The organism is Aquibacillus saliphilus (assembly GCF_020404745.1).
GTDB classification, from domain to species: domain Bacteria; phylum Bacillota; class Bacilli; order Bacillales; family Amphibacillaceae; genus Aquibacillus; species Aquibacillus saliphilus.
The window spans coordinates 356,694-378,165 of record NZ_JAIZAP010000001.1 but is presented as its reverse complement, the minus strand read 5'-3'; the positions used below and the strand labels follow the sequence as shown (position 1 = coordinate 378,165).

Below are 21,472 nucleotides of genomic sequence, written 5' to 3'. Positions count from 1 at the left end.
TATTTTAAGGGCATATTATTCTACAGGTATTGGAGGTTTGAAAATGGATGGTATTCTCCCATTATGGAAGCCTAAAGGGTTAACTTCTCATGATTGTGTTGTGAAAATCAGAAAATTATTTAAAACTAAAAAAGTTGGGCATACAGGAACACTCGATCCAGAAGTAGAAGGTGTTCTTCCTATATGTATCGGACAAGCAACCAAAATTGTACCGTACCTAACTGATACTAGAAAGACTTATATTGCAGAAGTAACTTTAGGTATTGCTACTGAGACTGAAGATAGCCATGGAAAAGTAATTGAAAGAAAAGATGTTCAAGAAGTTTTAAATATAGATAAGGTTTTATCAGTTCTTAATCAATTTGTCGGAGAGATAAAACAGGTACCTCCTATGTATTCTGCAGTGAAGGTGAATGGGAAAAAGTTGTATGAATATGCCAGAGAAGGTAAAATAATAGAGCGTCCTGATCGCTTGATTACTATTCATGACATTGAACTATTGACAGAAGTGAAAAAGACGGATGAGAAAATGCAACAATTCTCCTTTCGAGTAGAATGTTCAAAGGGAACCTACATAAGAACATTGTGTGTTGATATCGGGCATGCTTTGGGGTATCCAGCCCATATGTCAGAATTAATTCGAACAAAAACAGGAAGTTTTAGTACTGAAAATAGTTACTCTTTTGAGCAAATTGAACAAGCAATTTCTAATGGGAAAGGCATAGAGTTACTATCACCAATTCAACAAGGTGTCAAACATTTGGACACCTATTATGTCACTTCTGATTTTGTTACCAAAATACGTAACGGACAGAAATTACCTATCCCTGATAAGTTACCTAAAACCAATCCTTTTCGTGTACAATTAGATGATAAGCTTCTAGCCATATATCAGCTGCATCCAAGTAAACATGATCTTATAAAACCTGTTAGAGTGATAGAAACAATTTTGAAGTAGGTGAAGGAATTTGAAAGTAGTCGAACTAACTTATCCACATCAATTTAAAAAAATAGAACTTGATGAAACAGTCGCTGCTATTGGATTTTTTGATGGCATACATAAAGGTCATCAAAAATTAATAGATACAGCTATTAACAAATCGAAAGAACAAGGAAGAAAGAGTGCGGTAATCACATTTTATCCTCATCCATCAGTGGTTTTGGATAGAGAACCAAAGCATGTTAATTATATAACTCCATTGAAAGAAAAAGAACGACTGTTGCGTGATATGGGAGTGGATATACTATATGTTGTTACATTTAATCAAGAGTTATCTAAGGTATCTCCGGAAGATTTTATAGATCACTTTATCATTGGGTTGAATGTAAAGCATGTCATAGCAGGTTTTGATTTTAGTTATGGACACAAAGGAAACGGATCAATGGATACCATCTTGATACATTCAAAAGGTGAATTTAATGTTACTTCGATTGATAAAGTTAAGGATGATAATGGAAAAATAAGTTCAACATTAATTCGAAAATACTTAAATGAAGGTAAAGTTGATGAAGCAAATCAGTTATTAGTGAAATCACCATTTATTCGTGGAGTAGTAATTGATGGAGACAAACGAGGAAGATCTATCGGCTATCCAACCGCTAATTTGAAACTAACTGAGGACTTTTTGCTACCAAAGGTTGGAGTATATGCTGTAACAATAAAACATAAAGAAGAACAACTATTAGGTATGGCAAATGTTGGTTATAAACCTACTTTTAATGAAAAAGCGACAAAACCCTCAATTGAAGTTCATATTTTTGATTATAATAATAATTTATATGGGGAAGAATTATTAGTAGAGTGGAAGCTATACATTCGTGGTGAACAAAAATTTAATGGAATTGAAGAGCTGGTAGGCCAAATTCAAAAAGATGAGCAGAATATTCGTGCTTATCTTGAAACGATTTAGTACAAATACTTGCATTTTTAATTAAAAAGATGTAATCTAAAAGACGTAAACCATTGCTTGGCAACGCGAAACTCCGACGGTTGCTAGGGAATTGGGGATATATAAAATTTTAGGAGGATAACAAGATGGCAATTACACAAGAACGTAAAAATGAAATTATTAGTGAGCATAAAACTCATGACACCGATACTGGATCACCAGAGGTTCAAATCGCTGTTCTAACTGAGGAAATCACTACTTTAAATGAGCACTTACGTGTTCATAAGAAAGATCACCATTCACGCCGTGGTCTATTAAAAATGGTAGGTAAACGTCGTAATTTATTGAATTATCTACGTAACAAAGACGTAGCACGTTATCGTGATCTAATCCAAAAACTTGGATTACGTCGTTAAGTGTACTTTTAAAAGCGGGATAATTCCCGCTTTTTCTGTACGTAAAAAAACACTTACATAGGTTAATTTTACTAGGTACGTTTAAAAAACGGTTAATGAGTTACTATAATAGTATCCACAAGATATTTTTTATACATAATTATAAACACCTGTTTTTGAAACCAACCACTAAAATAAGAGTACCGATATATTATTTTTTGAGAGGAGTACGAACAAAATATGGCAGAAGACAAAAAAGTATTCTCCACCGAAATAGCTGGACAACCATTTTCAGTTGAAGTAGGAGAATTAGCAAAACAGGCCAACGGTGCTTGTATGGTGAAATATGGAGATACTTCTGTATTATCGACAGCAACTGGTTCTAAACAACCAAAGGATTTACCATTCTTTCCGTTAACAGTTAATTATGAGGAACGACTTTATGCGGTTGGTAAAATCCCTGGAGGATTTATTAAAAGAGAAGGTCGACCAAGTGAAAAAGCAGTTCTTACATCACGCCTAATTGACCGACCTATTCGTCCATTGTTCCCAGATGGTTATCGTAACGATGTTCAAGTAATAAGTATTGTAATGAGTTTGGATCAAGATTGTCCATCAGATATAGCAGCAATGATTGGATCTTCTATTTCACTCTCTATTTCAGACATCCCATTTGGCGGACCAATCGCTGGTGCGATAGTTGGTCGAGTTGACGGTGAGTTTGTTATTAATCCGACTATAGAGCAACGTGCCAAAAGTGACATTGATCTTATTGTTGCTGGTACAAAAGATGCAATAAACATGGTAGAAGCTGGTGCTGAGGAAGTACCTGAAGAAATTATGCTTGAAGCGATTATGTTTGGTCATGAAGAAATTAAGCGCTTGGTTGCTTTTCAGGAAAAGATTATTGCAGAAGTGGCAAAAGAAAAAATGGAAATTACTTTGTTCGAATTAGATAAAGAATTAACGACTGAAGTGGAAGATAAAGTTAAAACTACTTTAGTAACAGCAATTCAAATTCAAGAGAAGCATGCACGAGAAGATGCAATCGAACAAGTTAAAAAAGAACTAATTGCTGAGTACGAAGAAAAAGAAGCCGATGATGAAACAATGAAACATGTAAAAGGCATCCTTGACAAAATGGTTAAAGAAGAAGTGCGTCGTTTAATCACTAAGGAAAAAATCAGACCAGATGGTCGTAAAATTGACGAAATACGTTCATTGTCTTCTCGTATTGGGGTTCTTCCTAGAACACATGGTTCTGGATTATTTACTCGTGGACAAACCCAAGCATTAAGTATATGTACACTAGGTGCACTGGGAGATGTCCAAATTTTAGATGGTTTAGATTTGGAAGAATCTAAACGCTTTATGCACCATTATAATTTCCCTTTATTTAGTGTAGGTGAGACAGGACCAATTAGAGGACCTGGTCGTCGTGAAATTGGTCATGGTGCTTTAGGTGAGCGCGCTCTAGAAAAAGTGATACCGTCTGAGAATGATTTCCCTTATACAATTAGACTTGTTTCAGAAGTGTTGGAATCAAATGGTTCAACTTCGCAAGCTAGTATTTGTGCTAGTACTTTAGCAATGATGGATGCAGGTGTGCCGATTAAAGCACCAGTTGCCGGCATTGCCATGGGACTTATCAAATCTGGAGAAGATTATTCTATTTTAAGCGATATTCAAGGAATGGAAGACCACTTAGGTGATATGGACTTTAAGGTTGCTGGAACTGCTAAGGGTGTTACAGCATTACAAATGGACATCAAAATTGAAGGTCTTTCCCGTGCGATATTAGAAGAATCTTTGATGCAAGCTAAAAAAGGGCGCATGCACATTCTAGGTCATATGCTCGAAACAATTAATCAACCCAAAGAAGAATTATCGCAATATGCGCCGAAGATTTTGACAATGAAAATTAAACCTGATAAGATTCGTTCTGTTATTGGACCGAGTGGAAAACAAATTAATAAAATCATTGAAGAAACTGGTGTAAAGATTGATATCGATCAAGATGGAAGTGTATTTATTTCCTCTATTGATAATGAAATGAACCTTAAAGCGAAAAAAATCATTGAAGATTTAGTACGTGAAGTTGAATCAGGTGAAATGTATCTTGGTACAGTTAAACGTGTTGAGAAATTTGGTGCTTTTGTCGAGCTTTATAAAGGCAAAGAGGGTCTAGTTCACATTTCTGAATTAGCTGAGGAAAGAATCGGCAAAGTTGAAGATGTTGTATCAATAGGTGATAAAATTATGGTTAAGGTTAAAGAAGTCGATAACCAAGGAAGAGTCAACCTATCTAGAAAAGCAGTATTATTGGATGAAAAAGAAAAAGCTAAGAAAAATACGTAACTAAAAGTAAGAAGCTGGCATGCCAGTTTCTTTTTTTGTTTTTGTCTAGGAAATCATTAATTGTCTGCTGTGGATAATAAACTACTAAGTTAGCCATTTCCAGAACCAGCGCTGTTGTTGTTTAGAAAAAGTATTAATTGGACACTATTTATTGAGTAAATGAACATACTATTGATATAGAAAACCTCTATTTCATTGAAGAACTTGGTTTCACCAAATGATTCGTTCTACCTTGTCCTTTCTCTTCATAAATTATAAACGAGGAGGGATTGAATTGAATCGTGTGGTAATCCATTTTTTGGTTTTTTTATTTATAGTTGTTTTGTCATACCAACAAAACCCAAACCCTTATAGCCCATCTATGCTTGATAGTCTATCTAGACAATCCAAACAAGTGTCAGTAAATAAAGCTCAACTCATGAAAGAAATCGAGGAGAAAAGTAATGAATATGAAGAACCTCCTCAAAATGCAAAGATAGATAAAGTGTGGAAAAAAATACCAGGTCGAAATGGAGTTAAAGTAAATATTGAAAAATCCTTTGAAAAAATGCAGGATAAAGGTGAATTTAACCAATCATTATTAGTTTTCGAGCAAGTTAAACCTGAAGTAACAATAACTGATTTACCAAATTCACCTATATATAGAGGTCATCCTGAGAAACGGATGATTACATTAGTAATAAATGTTGCCTGGGGTAATGAAAACATTCCAAGTATTTTAAATACGCTTAAAAAGCATAAAGTAAAAGCTAATTTTTTTATTGAAGGAAAATGGGCAAGTAACAATACCAAATTGGTGAAGATGATTAACGAAGAAGGACACACAATAGGTAATCATGCATTTAACCATCCAGACATGAAACGATTGACGAATGAGCAAAATAAGGAACAACTTGTCAAAACAAATGAAATTTTAACAGCGATAACTGGAGAGAAACCGAAATGGTTTGCTCCCCCAAGCGGAAGTTATAATGAACAGGTAGTTCAGCTAGCTTCATCACTAGAAATGGAAACTATTTTGTGGTCAGTAGATACAGTAGATTGGCAAAAACCAACAACTTCAGTTATGTTAGATCGTGTTAACTCAAAACTTCATCCCGGGGCAATGATACTTATGCATCCAACAGAAGTAATGAAAAAAGGTTTAGATCAATTGATTTTGAATATTATTGAAAAAGAGTATAGAATTGGAACAGTTGGAAATTTATTAAATGAAAAAAGATAAGAAGTTGAGGTAAACACACAATAGGAGGACTAAAATTGTTGCAAAAATACGTATGTCAAAATGGACTACGAGTCGTTATGGAAGATATTCCAGCGGTAAGGTCTGTTACACTCGGAATTTGGATTCGAACAGGGTCAAGAAATGAAGGTAAGGCAAACAATGGGATTTCCCACTTTTTAGAACATATGTTTTTCAAAGGAACAAATACTCGTACTGCGAGAGATATTGCAGAAGCTTTTGACGCTATTGGCGGACAAGTCAATGCATTTACATCAAAAGAATATACCTGCTTTTATGCAAAAGTTCTTGATACTCATAAGGCTTACGCTTTAGAAATTTTAGCTGACATGTTTTTTAATTCATTATTTGATCAAGAGGAAATGGAAAAAGAAAAAAATGTTGTATTAGAAGAGATTAAAATGTCTGAAGATACTCCTGATGATATTGTTCATGATTTATTATCCCAAGCATCATATGGACAGCATCCCCTTGCTTTTCCAATCTTAGGATCAGAACAAACACTAGCATCGTTTAAACCTAAAGATTTAAGAGATTATATGGATACTAACTATTCACCTGAGAACATAGTGATTTCTGTTGCCGGTAATATAGATGAGACATTTTTCAACGAAATAGAAAAGTATTTCGGGAAATATAAAACAGGTAAAGTACCGTCTAGTTTTGAAAAGCCAGTATTTATTGCTGACCATGTTGAACGAAAAAAAGATACCGAACAAGCGCATTTATGTATGGGGTATAACGGTCTATCAATAGAGGATGATGATATCTATAGTTTGATTGTTATGAACAATGTTCTTGGAGGTAGCATGAGCTCACGTTTGTTTCAAGAAATTAGAGAGGAAAGAGGGTTGGCATATTCCGTTTTTTCATACCACAGCTCTTTTCTTGACAATGGCTTATTAACAATCTATGCAGGCACGGGTCAAAAACAACTTCCATTGCTAAAAGAAACAATTGCAAGCACGGTTGAGGATCTAATGAAGAATGGATTGACTGCTAAAGAATTAAAAAATAGTAAGGAACAGTTAAAAGGAAATATAATGTTAAGTTTAGAAAGCACAAATAGCCGAATGAGTAGAAATGGTAAAAATGAATTGCTGCTAAATAGGCATCGCTCAATGGATGAGATAATTCAAGAAATAGATGCAGTAAATTTTGAGTCAACAAATATGGTGATTCAGAAGCTATTTAATGGATCAAATTCGAGTGCCCTAATTTCTTCAAATGGATAAGCCTATGAGTTTTACTCATAGGCTTTTTCTTTTTGGCATATCTGTATAGTATGGACTAAGCAGTTCCTTAAATTCTAGTATAAAAAGGAGTGGGGGAAAATGCGTTACAAAGATTTAAGTGGGAAAGAAATTGTAAATGTGAGAAATGGTTCTCGTTTAGGTGTTTTAGGTCAAACAGATTTAGAACTAGATGAAAAAACCGGGCAAATTAAGTCGTTTATTATTCCAAATTATAGTTGGTTTGGAATGAAACGAGAAGGAGAAAACATAAGAATCAACTGGGAAGACATTAAGAAAATAGGTGAGGATATGATTATTATTGAATCATAAAAAAGCTATCATGGGCAATCTTAACGTTTAGTTTTAAAAAGAGCACGTTTACTATTTTTAATAACATAGATGGAAGCTCTGTTACTTTTGTAGCAGAGTTTTTTTATGTAAAAATTGCTTATCTATTTAGATTTATTCACTATCTAAAAAAAATCCCATAATATAAATACGAATAGTCATTAAGCCAGGCGAGGTGAAACAATGGATAAAACTATAAATATTGCTGTATTGGGCGGTGATGCGAGGTATTTAGAGATGATTAAAAATCTTTCGAAATCATCGATCACAGAAATACAGCTAGTAGGCTTTGACCAATTAAACCAAGGATTTACAGGGGTTAAACAAGTGAATTTAGACGATTTAAAGTTAGAAACCCTCGATGCAATTATCTTACCTATACCAGGCACTAATAATGAAGGCGTCATTGAAACAGTATTTTCAAACAGAAAAATACAACTGACTGAAGGCTGGTTTAAACAACTTTCAACAAATTGCTTAGTTTTTAGTGGAATTACAAATAGTTACTTATCAAACTGTGTTAATGAAGCGGGGTTAAAACTTTTTCCGCTTATGAATCGCAACGACGTGGCTATTTACAATTCTATTCCTACAGTTGAAGGAACAATTATGATAGCAATTCAAAATACAGATTTTACAATCCATTCTGCTAAGGTTGTCGTATTAGGATTAGGAAGGGTTGGATTAAGTACAGCTAGTAAGTTCTCTGCTTTAGGTGCAAAAGTAAGTGTGGGATCAAAAAAGAAAGAAGATTTTGCTAGATCTAAGGAAATGGGGCTCGAAGCTTTTCACATTGATAAACTATCCTCCTATTCTTTTGATTGTGACATTTTAATAAATACTGTTCCGGCATTGGTGGTGACAGATGAATCCATTAAACCAATGAAATCTCACGCGTTAATTATCGATCTTGCCTCAAATCCTGGTGGAGTAGATTTTGCTTATGCAAAGAAGCGTGGAATAAAAGCTTTGCATTCTTTAGGATTACCAGGAATAGTAGCTCCGAAAACGGCTGGCGAAATTCTTGGAATTGTAATTGAACAGATTTTAAATGAAGAGTTTCAGGGGAGGAGTATATAACATGTCCTTAAAAGGGAAAAAAATAGGGTTTGGAATTACAGGATCTCATTGTACGTATGAAGCCGTTTTTCCAGAAATACAAAAATTAGTTGATGCAGGAGCAGAAGTTGTACCCGTGGTATCTTATACTGTTCAAACAACGGACACTAAGTTTGGGAAAGCTGATGATCACATGGACAGAATCAGGAGCATAACAGGAAGAGAGCCAATAAAAACGATTGTTGATGCAGAACCTCTAGGACCTATTGAACCGTTAGACTGTATGGTGCTAGCTCCACTTACAGGTAATTCTATGAGTCGATTAGCGAATGCTATTTCTGATAGTCCTGTACTGATGGCAACCAAAGCTACGATTAGAAATGGAAAACCAGTTGTTTTAGCGATATCTACAAATGATGCACTTGGATTAAATGGAGTCAACCTGATGCGACTAATGTCAACCAAGTTAATGTATTTTGTACCTTATGGTCAAGATGCTCCGTTTAAAAAACCTAATTCTCTTGTTTCAGATATGACTTTAATCCAAGAAACCATAGAGCATGCGTTAGAATTCACACAAATTCAACCAGTTATTATTGAAAGAAAATAAATAAGCGAAATGGTCCTTACTGTACCTGATACGTCGAGAATATGTTAAAATTAATTTTATTAACGTTTTTTATGTTAGTGAAATAAGAGAGGAGACATATTTTTATGGTAAATGAACAAGGATACAATGTAGCAGTAGTTGGTGCAACAGGTGCAGTAGGACAAAAAATGTTGGAAACATTAGAGAAAAAGAATTTTCCTATTAAAAACTTAAAATTATTATCATCTAGTCGTTCGGCTGGAAAAAAAATTAATTATAAAGGTGAAGAGCTTGTTGTAGAAGAAGCAACACCTGAGAGTTTTGCAGGTGTCCAAATTGCATTATTTTCTGCAGGTGGTTCTGTTTCAAAGAGTCTTGCGCATGAAGCAGTTACTAGAGGGGCAATTGTTATAGATAACACTAGTGCTTTTCGTATGGATGAGAACGTTCCTTTGGTTGTTCCAGAGGTGAACGAAGAAGATATAGCTACACATAATGGTATTATCGCAAACCCAAATTGTTCTACTATTCAAATGGTGGCTGCTTTAAAACCAATTCAAGCCGCATTTGGAATATCTCGTGTAATTGTATCAACTTATCAAGCGGTTTCTGGAGCAGGAAATTCAGCTGCAGATGAATTAAGAGAACAATCACAAGCATTTCTTAATGGTGAAGAGTTAAAACCAGAACTTCTGCCTGTTAAAGGTGAGAAAAAACACTATCCAATTGCATTCAATGCATTACCTCAAATTGATGTTTTTCAAGAAAATGGTTATACCTTTGAAGAAATGAAAATGATTAACGAAACAAAAAAAATATTGCATACAAAGGAACTCCATGTTGCTGCAACATGTGTAAGGCTACCTTTTTTCACTTCTCATGCAGAGAGCATTTATGTGGAAGTGGAAGATGAAAACTTACAAGTATCTGATATTCAAAAAATACTTTCGAATGCTGAAGGAATTATATTGGAAGACGATCCGTCCAACCAATCTTATCCAACACCTCTCAGTGCTGCCGGAAAAAGTGAAGTTTTTGTTGGTAGAGTGAGAAAAGACCTTGATAACCCCAAAGGTTTTCATTTATGGGTAGTTTCAGATAACTTACTTAAAGGTGCAGCATGGAATTCTGTTCAGATTGCTGAATCACTAGTCAAAAAAAACTTGGTATAATTTAGAGGTGTATAAATGAAAATTCTAATACAAAAATTTGGTGGCACCTCTGTTAGTGACAAAGAATCTAGACAGAGTGCTATAGAGCATATAACCGATGCGATTGGTGAAGGATATAAAGTAGTTGTTGTCGTGTCAGCCATAGGAAGACATCCTGATCCATATGCTACTGACTCTTTATTAGGTTTAATCGATTTTCCGAACACAAATGTAAGTAAAAGAGAACAAGATTTACTGCTATCATGTGGAGAAACAATATCTTCTGTTGTATTTTCTAATGAATTAAAAGCAAACAATATTTCATCGATTGCAATGACTGGTGCTCAAGCAGGTTTTCTAACCAATGACGATTTTACATCTGCAAAAATAAAAGAAATGCATGTTGATCGAGTTGTTGAAGAACTTAGAAGATGTGATGTAGTTGTAGTCGCAGGCTTCCAAGGGCAAACAGACAGTGGTGAGATTACAACTATTGGTAGAGGTGGAAGCGATACTTCAGCGGCATCGCTTGGTGCAGCGCTAGATGCTGAGTACATTGATATTTTTACTGATGTTGAAGGAATTATGACTGCTGATCCTAGGGTAGTCCAATCAGCAAGAATGTTAAACGTAGTTACCTACACAGAAATTTGTAATCTAGCTTACCAAGGGGCCAAAGTTATTCATCCTAGAGCAGTTGAAATTGCCATGCAGGCAAAGGTACCAATAAGAGTAAGATCGACTGCATCAAAAGATAAGGGAACTTTAGTTACTACCTCTAGAGATTCAGTTAAAGGTAAAGACATACCTGATCGATTAGTAACAGGAATTGCTCATATGTCTGAAATAACACAGATAAAAGTTAATACAGATACCGAACCATATCAACTGCATTCCCAAGTGTTCAAAGTTATGGCTGAAGCAGGTATATCTGTGGACTTTATTAATATTTCTCCTACGGGTGTTGTTTACACAATTCCGGAGATATTCACTGATAAAGCAATAGATTTATTAAAAGAATTAGGTTACCATCCAGAAATAACTAAAAACTGCGCTAAAGTCTCTTTAGTTGGAGCAGGTATGACAGGTGTTCCAGGTGTTACAGCTAAAATTGTTCAAGCTTTGACGGGTGCAGGAATACAAATTCTTCAATCTGCCGACAGTCACACAACAATATGGGTACTCATTTACCATGATGATCTGGTAACAGCAGTGAATGCGCTCCATGAAACATTTGAGCTAAATCTTAAGGACTAACAAACTGCGACATGTAGATTGTAGTGTTAATTTTAATTACTGGAATACTCATCTTTAGTTGTTAGTAGTCGAAGACGAAAGGAGAATAGGAGTATCATGAATTTCGGAAAAGTACTTACAGCAATGGTCACTCCATTCGATGATAAAAATAATTTAGATTTAGTGAAAACAACCGAATTGGTCAATTATCTTCTTGATAATGGGACTGACGGATTAGTCGTTGCCGGAACAACAGGTGAATCTCCGACTCTTAGTAATGAAGAAAAGATAAAATTGTTTGAACATGTTGTTAAGGTTGTTAACAAACGTGTACCAGTAATAGCTGGAACTGGTACAAATAACACTGCTGCTACTATAACCTTGACAAAAAAAGCTGAAGAAATAGGTGTGGATGCTATTTTACTTGTTACACCCTATTATAATAAGCCAAGTCAACAGGGTTTGTATGCACATTTTTCCACGATAGCACAAGAAACAAATCTTCCTGTAATGTTATATAACATACCAGGAAGAACTGTTGTACAAATTTCTGCGGATACGGTTGTTGAATTGTCAAAAATAACTAATATTGTTTCCGTAAAAGAATCAAGTGGTGATCTTGATTCGATTTCACGAATAATTGACAATACTAGTGATGATTTTACTGTTTATAGTGGTGATGACAGTCTGACATTACCAATAAAGTCAATAGGTGGCAATGGTATAGTTTCAGTCGCTTCCCACGTAATAGGTAATGAAATGCAAGAGATGGTTCAAGCCTTCGATGAGGGTAATGTGATAAAGGCTGCAAAAATCCATCGGCAGTTGTTACCTATTATGAAGGGGTTATTTATGGCTCCATCTCCAACCCCTGTTAAGTTCGCATTAGAAATAAAAGGGATAGATGTTGGTGGTGTTCGTTTACCACTCGTTCCTCTTTCAGCTAATGAAAGCAATCAACTAAAAATGCTCATAAACTAATAAAAGGCGATTACTCCAAGGGAGTAATCGCCTTTATTAATAATACAATAGACTCTTTTCTTTTTCCTTGTATGTAACGTATTTCAACTGTTCATACTAAAGCTATGAAAGAAAGGAGCGTTTTTTGATGGCAGATAAGGATCCGGGTAAACAAGATCAGAATGATGATCAAAAAACCCAATCATCGTTAGTTCAAAAAATACAACAGTTAGGACAATCTTCAGTTCCAACTGCACCTGACTCAAATATCCATGTTTTATCAATTATTGGCCAGGTGGAGGGGCATGTACAATTACCACCGCAGAATAAAACAACCAAATATGAGCATTTAATTCCTCAAATTGTAGCAGTAGAACAAAATCCGAAAATAGAGGGATTAATAATTATACTTAATACTGTTGGCGGAGATGTAGAAGCAGGGTTAGCACTCTCAGAAATGCTAGCTTCTTTATCTAAACCTACAGTCTCGATTGTGCTTGGAGGAGGACACTCGATTGGAGTTCCCATAGCAGTATCTGCTAGTTATTCCTATATTGCTCCTTCAGCGACGATGACTATTCATCCTATTCGTTTGACGGGATTAGTAATCGGCGTTCCGCAGACATTTGAGTATTTAGATAAGATGCAAGAAAGAGTTATCCAATTTGTTACTAGCCATTCAAACATTGAGGAAAAAAAATTTAAAGAGTTAATGTTCGAAAAAGGTAATTTAACAAGAGACATAGGAACGAACGTAATTGGTACAGATGCCGTTAAATATGGGTTAATCGATGGAGTAGGTGGAGTTAAAGAAGCAATTAAGAAATTGAATGAGCTCATTGATAATAACAAACAAGAAGGGAAGATGATTCAATGATTTTATACACACCTTTATCGGAATCAGATATCTATCCTACCGAACAAAAAGATTATGACAAGTGCCAGACGGTAAACTATCAAGGGAGAATGGTACAAGTTGAAAAACAAGATGATGGATCATTCCGGATTTTGCAGTTACTTTCTACAGATCCCAACGATTATCTAGACAACTCATTTACCCCTGGTGAAATAATTTAAAATAAATATAATCGATGAATAGTTAATAATCGTAAATCTGTATGGTATAATAAAATAAGTAGAGTGGTTAGTTTTGCCAACAAAGCTAATATATTTAACCCTTGTCAATTACTGACAAGGGTTTCTCTAATCAATAAGTAACTTATTTTGTTTAGTTGGATTAAGTTGTTATAACCCTTAACTTAGAAGGGTATGGTACATCTTCTGATAAATAACAGAGGTGATAATATGGCAAAAAAAAGAAAAAGAAAAAGTAAAAAAAAGCAGAATCAGCTTAAAAAACAGGTGAAATATGAGTTGTTTGGCATATTGTTTATTTTTCTAGCTGTCTTTGGTAGTGGTGCTAGTGCAATAAGTGATGGGGCAATACCAGCAGGTCTAGAAAACATTTTTAGGTTTACCTTTGGAATATGGTACTTCATTGCTTCATTATTCTTGTTAGGAATCGGTTTATACCTTATGATAAAGCGAAAAATACCTTTCTTGCTACATAAAAAATTAATAGGTTTATATTTAATCTTTTTAGGTATTTTATTATTTACTCATATTCAATCCTTTGAAAGTATTATAACTAATTCACTGAATCCATCTATAATAAAGACATCAGCAAGTTTCTTTTTTGACTACGTAAATGGAACTGTTCCGTCTACTAATCTAGGCGGCGGCATGGTTGGTGCTCTTTTATTTGCATTTTGCTATTATTTGTTTTCATCAGCAGGTGCTCATATAGTATCGATATTCTCGATTATTATTGGGGGGTTATTTTTAACTGAGTTCTCAATCGGTGATTTTATCGAAAAGGTATGGAAAAAAATCCATTTTTTTACAGAAGAACAATTAAACCAATGGCAAGAAAGAAAAGATATTAAAAAACAAGAGAAAAAAGAAGGATTAACATCAGATGTAATGAATGAACCAGAAACGCAGCAAGCAAATGATGAATCTAACAATGAACCTATTATTCAGGAATTTCCTGATATTGCATATTCAACAGAAAATACAACAGAAGAAGATGATCAACATCAACTTAAACAAGACAAACAAAAACAAGATCAAGATAAGGTTATTTCTAAAGATGAGGAGATAGCTGAGTCTCTACCGATGACTGAGACAGAGAATTTCGAATATAAACTGCCACCAATGGAACTGTTAATTGAACCAAAGCCAAATACACAGCAACAAGAAAAGTCACAAATTCAAGCAATCGTTAGAAAGTTAGAAAGAACGTTTAATAGTTTTGGAGTAAAGGCAAAAGTCACCAAGGTTCACGTTGGTCCAGCTGTAACAAAATATGAAGTCTATCCAGATGTTGGGGTTAAAGTGAGTAAAATTGTAAGTTTACATGATGATCTTGCATTAGCTCTAGCTGCCAAAGATATTCGTATTGAAGCTCCTATCCCGGGGAAATCTGCTGTAGGTATCGAAGTTCCAAATCAGGAAGTTGCGACTGTTTCACTCAGAGAGGTATTAGAAACAAAGCAAGCAAAGCAAGGCTCTAAGCTATCATTCGTTTTAGGAAGAGATATTTCAGGAGAAGCTGTTATGGCAGAGTTAAACCGAATGCCTCATTTACTAGTAGCAGGGGCAACGGGTAGTGGTAAAAGTGTTTGTATAAATGGAATTATTACTAGTATTTTGATGAGGGCGAAACCTCATGAAGTGAAAATGATGATGATCGATCCTAAAAAAGTAGAACTAAACATTTACAATGGTATCCCGCATTTACTAACACCGGTAGTAACTGATCCTAAAAAGGCGTCTAGAGCATTAAAGAAAGTTGTTTCCGAAATGGAACGTCGTTATGAACTCTTTTCTGATACTGGTGCTAGAAACATCGAGGGGTACAACGAATATATAAAAAAATATAATTCAGCTGAAAACGAAAACGAGCCGTTATTACCATATATTGTTGTTTTGGTTGACGAACTAGCAGATCTGATGATGGTTGCTTCTAGTGATGTCGAAGACGCAATTACTAGATTAGCTCAAATGGCGAGAGCAGCAGGAATTCATTTAATTATTGCAACACAACGTCCGTCTGTTGATGTAATTACTGGTGTTATTAAAGCTAACATACCATCTCGTATTGCTTTTAGTGTTTCATCGCAAACTGATTCACGGACTATACTGGACTCTGGTGGGGCTGAAAAGCTGTTAGGTCGAGGTGACATGCTATTTATCCCAGTTGGATCATCTAAACCAACCCGAATTCAAGGAGCGTTTTTGTCCGATGAAGAGGTGGAGCGAATAGTAGATCATTGTATTGAACAGCAAAAAGCTCAGTACCAAGAGGAAATGATACCGGAGGAAGAAACAGAAATTAAAAATGATGTTGATGATGAATTATTCGATGATGCTGTCCAATTAATCGTCGAAATACAAAGTGCTAGTGTGTCAATGTTACAAAGAAGATTTCGAATTGGTTATACTAGGGCAGCAAGATTAATTGATGCAATGGAAGCCAGAGGAATTGTTGGTCCTTACGAGGGGAGTAAACCCCGTACCGTTTTAATAACTCAAACTACCGAAGAAAAACTTTCTTAATTAAAAGGGAAAGTTGTTTAAGAATTTCCCGATTATTATTTTATAGTTGGGAAATTTTTACTGTAATAATACATATTTATGACAAAATGTTACAATTATTAAAGGTTTATCATATTTCTTTAATATTTCTATTTATTTATAGGTGTAAAAGTGTTATATTAATGTCGGACAAGGTTAGATGTCATACCTCTTGATAGCGCATCCATTTCAATATAGTTACATACTTGTTTTTTTGATAAGTTTTAGCGAGTTATACTCTGATTTTTATTCATAAGTAATCACTAGTGTTAAAAAATTGGTGTCTTTAGTTTCTATGTTTTGATTAATAAATGTAGAAACTATGCATATATAATTTCTATCCATTAACTTACAGGGGGTGATCACTCTTCACACCAGCAACAAAAAAAGTAAGACATGAGTTAAAATTATATAATGGGGGTTTTATCGTTGAAAAAGAGTCGTTTATTACTATTATTATCTTTACTTTTAGCATTTGGTTTAATTTTAGGAGCATGTGGAGCTTCTGATGAAGAGGATACAGCTAATAACACAGAAGATACAACAAGCACAGAAGAAACAGAAAGCGCTGAAGGCACTGATGAAGATGCAACTGAAGAGTCAGAAGCAACAGACTTTAGTGTATCAATGGTTACTGATATTGGTGGTGTTGATGATAAGTCATTTAACCAATCCGCATGGGAAGGTTTAGAAGCTTTTGGTAATGAACATGGTATGTCCAAAGGTGAGGGATATGATTATGCACAGTCATCAAGTGATTCCGATTATATGCCTAACATTAACCGTCTAGTTCGTGGTGGGTATGATTTAGTATTTGGTATTGGTTTTATGTTAACGGATGCAATAACAGAAGTTGCAGGTCAAAATCCTGATACAAACTTTGCTCTAGTTGATGCAGTAGCTGAAGGAGACAATGTAGTAAATATTACATTTAAAGAACAACAGGGGTCATTCCTTGTAGGTGTAGCTGCTGCTCTTAAATCTGAGTCTGGCAAAGTTGGTTTTGTTGGTGGAGAAGAAAGTGAATTAATTAAGAAATTTGAAGTAGGATTTGTTGCAGGTGTGAAATCAGTAGATTCTAGTATTGACGTAGATGTTCAATATGCCGATTCTTTTGGTGCACCTGATAAAGGTAAGGCAATCGCTGCTAATATGTATAACAGTGGTGTTGATGTTATTTACCATGCTTCTGGAGCAACTGGTAATGGTGTGTTTGCACAAGCTAAAGACATTAAAAATAGTGATTCAGATGCTAACGCTTGGGTAATTGGTGTTGACCGTGATCAGTATGAAGAAGGAACAATTGGTGATACAAACGTAACTCTTACTTCAATGGTAAAACGTGTTGATATTGCAGTTCAAGAAGTAGCAAAGTCTGCTATGGACGGTGAATTCCCAGGTGGAGAGATTCTTGAATTTGGTTTAGAAGATAATGGTATTGCTGTAGCTAAAACAAACGAAGAAGCTTATACAGCTGATATCGATACTGCAGTTGAAGAATGGAAGCAAAAAATTCTTGATGGTGAAATTGAAGTTCCATCTACCGATGAGGAACTTGAATCTTATCAAGATTCACTTTAATTAACTACTTGGAAAGGCTAGGTTAAACTAGCCTTTTCCCTTAATTAGTTTTAAGAATAGTTTTTAATATTTAATAATGTCTTAAGGATAAAAAATCTTCAAATGAAGAGACGTATTTCCTCCCTTTTCATTTGGCGATTTTCAGTAGTAATTACTGAACGTCATAAAAAAATGAAAAATTTATTGTCCAGATAAGGAGTTGGGGAATTTGGAGGATTCTGTAATTGAAATGCTTAATATCCGCAAAGAGTTTCCAGGTATTGTAGCAAATAATAATATTACTTTACAGGTGAAACAGGGTGAAATTCACGCATTACTAGGTGAAAATGGTGCAGGGAAATCTACTTTAATGAATGTATTATTTGGTTTATACCAGCCAGAAAAAGGTGAAATTCGTGTTAATGGTAAAAAAGTAAATATTACTGACCCAAACGTTGCGAATGATCTTGGTATTGGTATGGTCCATCAGCACTTTATGTTAGTAGATACTTTTACAGTTACACAAAACATTATTCTTGGTAAAGAACCTAAAAAATATGGCATGATAGATATAAAAAAAGCAGAAAAAAAAGTTGCTGAACTATCAGAGCGATATGGTTTAAAGGTAGATCCATCTGCCAAAATAAGGGATATTTCTGTTGGAATGCAACAGCGAGTAGAGATATTGAAAACGCTGTACCGTGGCGCAGAGGTGCTTATTTTAGATGAGCCAACTGCAGTATTAACACCTCAAGAAATAAAGGAATTAGTCGAGATTTTAAAGTCTTTAATTAAAGAGGGAATTTCAATTATTCTTATCACTCATAAACTAAAAGAGATTATGGAAGTTTGTGATCGTTGCACCGTTATCCGTAAAGGTGAGGGAATTGGAACCGTTAACGTTTCAGAGACATCTACGGATCAACTAGCTGAACTAATGGTTGGCAGAGAAATAAATTTTACAACTGAAAAATCAGAAGCTAATCCGAAAGAAAAAGTATTATCAATTACAGATCTTAGAGTTAAAGATAATAGAAATATAGAGATGGTTAAAGGATTAAACCTTGACGTTAAAGCTGGAGAAATTGTAGGGATTGCAGGTGTTGATGGTAACGGTCAGTCCGAACTAATAGAAGCAATAACAGGATTGACTAAAACTGAATCAGGTTCTGTGTTATTAAATGATAAAGATATAACTAATTTCTCTCCACGTAAAGTTACTGAATCTGGTGTTTCTCATATACCTCAAGATCGACATAAATTTGGACTAGTGCTCGATTTTCCTATTGGGGAAAATATGGTTCTGCAGACTTATTATAAGCAGCCATATTCTAAAAATGGGATACTTTCTTATAAGAACATTTATCAAAAAGCAAACGAATTAATAAACGAATACGATGTCCGCGTAGCTAGCGAATTTACACACGCACGCTCACTTTCTGGCGGTAATCAGCAAAAGGCAATTATCGGCCGGGAAGTCGATAGGTCACCTGACTTATTAATTGCCGCGCAACCAACTCGAGGCTTAGATGTCGGAGCAATTGAATTTATTCATCAAAAGTTAATAGAGGAACGTGACAAAGGAAGAGCTGTTTTGCTTATATCTTTTGAACTAGATGAAATAATGAATGTTAGCGATCGAATCGCTGTTATGTTCGATGGTCAAATTGTTGCCAATTTAAAACCTACTGAAACAAATGAACGAGAATTAGGTCTATTAATGGCTGGTAGTAAAAAAGAGAAAGTAGGTGAGCAGTAATGTTTACCAATCGAATGTTTAACATATTGGTTCCAGTTATTTCAGTACTGTTAGGTTTATTAGCAGGTGCAATCATTATGCTCTCTTTTGGGTATAATCCTATATCAGGTTATATAGCATTATGGAATGGTGCATTTGGTGATTGGTATTTCTTTGGAGAAACGATTAGACAAGTTACTCCATATATCTTTACTGGTCTTGCAGTTGCATTTGCATTTAGGAGTGGACTATTTAATATCGGAGCTGAAGGTCAAGTACTTGTTGGCTGGTTAGCTGCTGTATGGATAGGTACAACAGTAGATGCGCCAATGTTCATTCATTTACCTTTAGCTATTCTAGCAGCATTCTTAGCTGGAGCGTTTTGGGGATTTATCCCTGGAATATTAAAAGCAAAACTAGGTGTACATGAAGTTATCGTAACAATTATGTTGAATTATATAGCACTTTATAGTACGAATGCAATAATTAGAAGTGTATTAACAGATAGAGAGGATACTACGGATAAAATATCTGAATCTGCCTCGCTGTCTGCCGATTGGATTATGCAATTAACTGCTTATTCCAGGATGCATTATGGTATATTGCTCGCACTATTGGTCGCTGTCCTTATATGGTTTTTAATTGACAAAACTACCCTAGGATATGAAATAAGATCTGTTGGTTATAACCAACACGCATCGCGCTATGCGGGGATGAATGTTGGGAAAAATATCATATTCGCAATGGTGATTTCCGGCGGTATTGCAGGACTTGGCGGAGCAATGGAAGGTTTAGGTACGTTTGGTTATATGCCAGCCCATTCTGGATTCACCAATATTGGATTTGATGGAATCGCAGTAGCCTTGTTAGGAGGGAATACCGCTTTAGGAGTAGTAATAGCTGCATTCTTATTTGGTACTCTTAAAATTGGGGCTTTGAATATGCCTACTGGTGCCGGAGTTCCTTCAGAGTTGGTTGAAATTGTAATTGCCTTAATTATTTTCTTTGTTGCTTCTAGTTTCGTTATTCGTTGGATGTTATTACGTCTTAAAAAGGAGGGGAAATAAATGAGCTTTCTTGATATCTTGCAATCTATCGTACCTATAGCTTTATTTTATTCAGCCCCTCTAATATTTACTGCTCTTGGTGGTGTGTTTAGTGAACGATCGGGCGTAGTTAATATTGGATTAGAAGGTTTAATGGTAATGGGTGCCTTTGTTGGTATCGTATTTAATCTAACCTTTGCTGATACGTTTGGAGCTGCTACTCCCTGGATATCTGTTTTAGTTGCAATGGTTGTGTCTGCAGTTTTTTCATTGCTTCACGCTGTAGCATCTGTTTCATTCCGTGCAGACCAGGTTGTGAGTGGTGTAGCAATTAACTTTCTTGCATTAGGTCTTGGAGTCTTTTTAACTAAGCAATGGTATGGCAAAGGGCAAACAGATATGGTTAGCCAACCGTTTTATTCTCAAAACATACCTTTACTTTCAGATATTCCTATATTAGGGTCAATATTTTTTGAAGGTGTTTACCTAACTTCATACATCGCTATAATATTTGCAATAATTGCATGGTTTATTTTGTATAAAACTTCTTTTGGAATGCGTCTAACATCAGTTGGCCAACATCCAATGGCTGCTGATACTAATGGTATAAATGTATATGCAATGCGATATGTTGCAGTTATGATTTCAGGTGCACTTGGTGGTATTGGTGGTTCAGTGTTCGCTTTAACAATCGCTTTGAACTTCTCTCAATCAACAATCGTTGGTCAAGGATTTATGTCACTTGCTGCTGTAATCTTCGGTAAATGGCATCCACTTGGAGCGATGGGAGCTGCATTATTCTTTGGCTTTGCTCAAAGTTTAAGTGTAATAAGTTCTGGAGTACCACTTCTAGAAGACATACCAAAGGTCTATCTAACAATTGCACCGTATGTGTTAACTATTCTTGCTTTAGCAGGATTTATTGGTAGATCCGAAGCACCAAAAGCTAATAATCAACCTTATATAAAAGGAACTAGATAAAACCTTTCAGACGGCTTCTGAGTCATTTAGTTAGCTTTAGTCTGT

At 35.2% G+C, this 21,472-nt stretch carries 19 protein-coding genes; all 19 read left to right on the top strand.

Going from position 1 to position 21,472, the window contains the following annotated elements:
• Nucleotides 1-43: 43 nt before the first annotated feature.
• The 19 genes from truB (at nucleotide 44) to LD272_RS01910 (ending at nucleotide 21,427) form a co-directional block, all read left to right on the top strand.
• Nucleotides 44-958, top strand: coding sequence for a tRNA pseudouridine(55) synthase TruB (truB, locus tag LD272_RS02000; RefSeq protein ID WP_226034903.1), 915 nt, complete (start codon nucleotides 44-46; stop codon nucleotides 956-958).
• 10 nt (nucleotides 959-968) lie between these two features.
• On the top strand, nucleotides 969-1,910 hold the full coding sequence (locus LD272_RS01995) for a bifunctional riboflavin kinase/FAD synthetase (RefSeq protein WP_226034902.1): 942 nt from the start codon (nucleotides 969-971) through the stop codon (nucleotides 1,908-1,910).
• 125 nt (nucleotides 1,911-2,035) lie between these two features.
• A complete protein-coding gene (gene rpsO / locus LD272_RS01990; RefSeq protein ID WP_226034901.1) occupies nucleotides 2,036-2,305 on the top strand; it encodes a 30S ribosomal protein S15 in 270 nt (89 codons plus the stop codon).
• 219 nt (nucleotides 2,306-2,524) lie between these two features.
• Nucleotides 2,525-4,642, top strand: a complete 2,118-nt coding sequence (pnp, locus tag LD272_RS01985; protein ID WP_226034900.1) for a polyribonucleotide nucleotidyltransferase — start codon at nucleotides 2,525-2,527, stop codon at nucleotides 4,640-4,642.
• Nucleotides 4,643-4,925: 283 nt separating this feature from the next.
• Entirely contained in the window at nucleotides 4,926-5,867 is a 942-nt protein-coding gene (locus LD272_RS01980; protein WP_369413912.1) for a polysaccharide deacetylase family protein, read from the top strand.
• A 35-nt stretch (nucleotides 5,868-5,902) separates the two neighbouring features.
• Nucleotides 5,903-7,120 carry a M16 family metallopeptidase gene (locus LD272_RS01975; RefSeq protein ID WP_226034898.1) on the top strand — a complete coding sequence of 406 codons (1,218 nt, stop codon included), beginning with the start codon at nucleotides 5,903-5,905 and terminating at the stop codon, nucleotides 7,118-7,120.
• 99 nt (nucleotides 7,121-7,219) lie between these two features.
• The gene (locus tag LD272_RS01970) at nucleotides 7,220-7,450 is read left to right on the top strand and encodes a YlmC/YmxH family sporulation protein (protein WP_226034897.1); all 231 of its coding nucleotides are present in this window, start codon (nucleotides 7,220-7,222) and stop codon (nucleotides 7,448-7,450) included.
• A 201-nt stretch (nucleotides 7,451-7,651) separates the two neighbouring features.
• Nucleotides 7,652-8,548, top strand: coding sequence for a dipicolinic acid synthetase subunit A (dpaA, locus tag LD272_RS01965; protein ID WP_226034896.1), 897 nt, complete (start codon nucleotides 7,652-7,654; stop codon nucleotides 8,546-8,548).
• 1 nt (nucleotide 8,549) lies between these two features.
• Entirely contained in the window at nucleotides 8,550-9,137 is a 588-nt protein-coding gene (locus tag LD272_RS01960) for a dipicolinate synthase subunit B (RefSeq protein ID WP_226034895.1), read from the top strand.
• Nucleotides 9,138-9,241: 104 nt separating this feature from the next.
• Nucleotides 9,242-10,288 (top strand): aspartate-semialdehyde dehydrogenase, encoded by a 1,047-nt coding sequence (gene asd, locus LD272_RS01955; protein ID WP_226034894.1) that lies wholly within the window; start codon nucleotides 9,242-9,244, stop codon nucleotides 10,286-10,288.
• Between the two features lie 15 nt (nucleotides 10,289-10,303).
• Nucleotides 10,304-11,524 carry an aspartate kinase gene (gene dapG / locus LD272_RS01950; RefSeq protein ID WP_226034893.1) on the top strand — a complete coding sequence of 407 codons (1,221 nt, stop codon included), beginning with the start codon at nucleotides 10,304-10,306 and terminating at the stop codon, nucleotides 11,522-11,524.
• Nucleotides 11,525-11,617: 93 nt separating this feature from the next.
• Nucleotides 11,618-12,484, top strand: a complete 867-nt coding sequence (gene dapA, locus LD272_RS01945; protein ID WP_226035016.1) for a 4-hydroxy-tetrahydrodipicolinate synthase — start codon at nucleotides 11,618-11,620, stop codon at nucleotides 12,482-12,484.
• A gap of 127 nt (nucleotides 12,485-12,611) precedes the next feature.
• Entirely contained in the window at nucleotides 12,612-13,340 is a 729-nt protein-coding gene (locus LD272_RS01940; protein WP_226034892.1) for a ClpP family protease, read from the top strand.
• Nucleotides 13,337-13,540, top strand: coding sequence for a YlzJ-like family protein (locus LD272_RS01935; RefSeq protein ID WP_226034891.1), 204 nt, complete (start codon nucleotides 13,337-13,339; stop codon nucleotides 13,538-13,540). The genes LD272_RS01940 and LD272_RS01935 overlap by 4 nt, the downstream gene beginning before the upstream one ends.
• Before the next feature lie 228 nt (nucleotides 13,541-13,768).
• The gene (locus LD272_RS01930; protein WP_226034890.1) at nucleotides 13,769-16,084 is read left to right on the top strand and encodes an FtsK/SpoIIIE family DNA translocase; all 2,316 of its coding nucleotides are present in this window, start codon (nucleotides 13,769-13,771) and stop codon (nucleotides 16,082-16,084) included.
• A gap of 447 nt (nucleotides 16,085-16,531) precedes the next feature.
• The gene (locus tag LD272_RS01925) at nucleotides 16,532-17,683 is read left to right on the top strand and encodes a BMP family lipoprotein (protein ID WP_226034889.1); all 1,152 of its coding nucleotides are present in this window, start codon (nucleotides 16,532-16,534) and stop codon (nucleotides 17,681-17,683) included.
• A gap of 229 nt (nucleotides 17,684-17,912) precedes the next feature.
• Complete coding sequence (locus tag LD272_RS01920) at nucleotides 17,913-19,421, top strand: ABC transporter ATP-binding protein (protein ID WP_226035015.1); 1,509 nt, start codon at nucleotides 17,913-17,915, stop codon at nucleotides 19,419-19,421.
• A complete protein-coding gene (locus LD272_RS01915) occupies nucleotides 19,421-20,467 on the top strand; it encodes an ABC transporter permease (RefSeq protein ID WP_226034888.1) in 1,047 nt (348 codons plus the stop codon). Before LD272_RS01920 ends, LD272_RS01915 begins: the two co-directional genes overlap by 1 nt.
• On the top strand, nucleotides 20,468-21,427 hold the full coding sequence (locus LD272_RS01910; protein ID WP_226034887.1) for an ABC transporter permease: 960 nt from the start codon (nucleotides 20,468-20,470) through the stop codon (nucleotides 21,425-21,427).
• The last annotated feature ends 45 nt before the right edge of the window (nucleotides 21,428-21,472 follow it).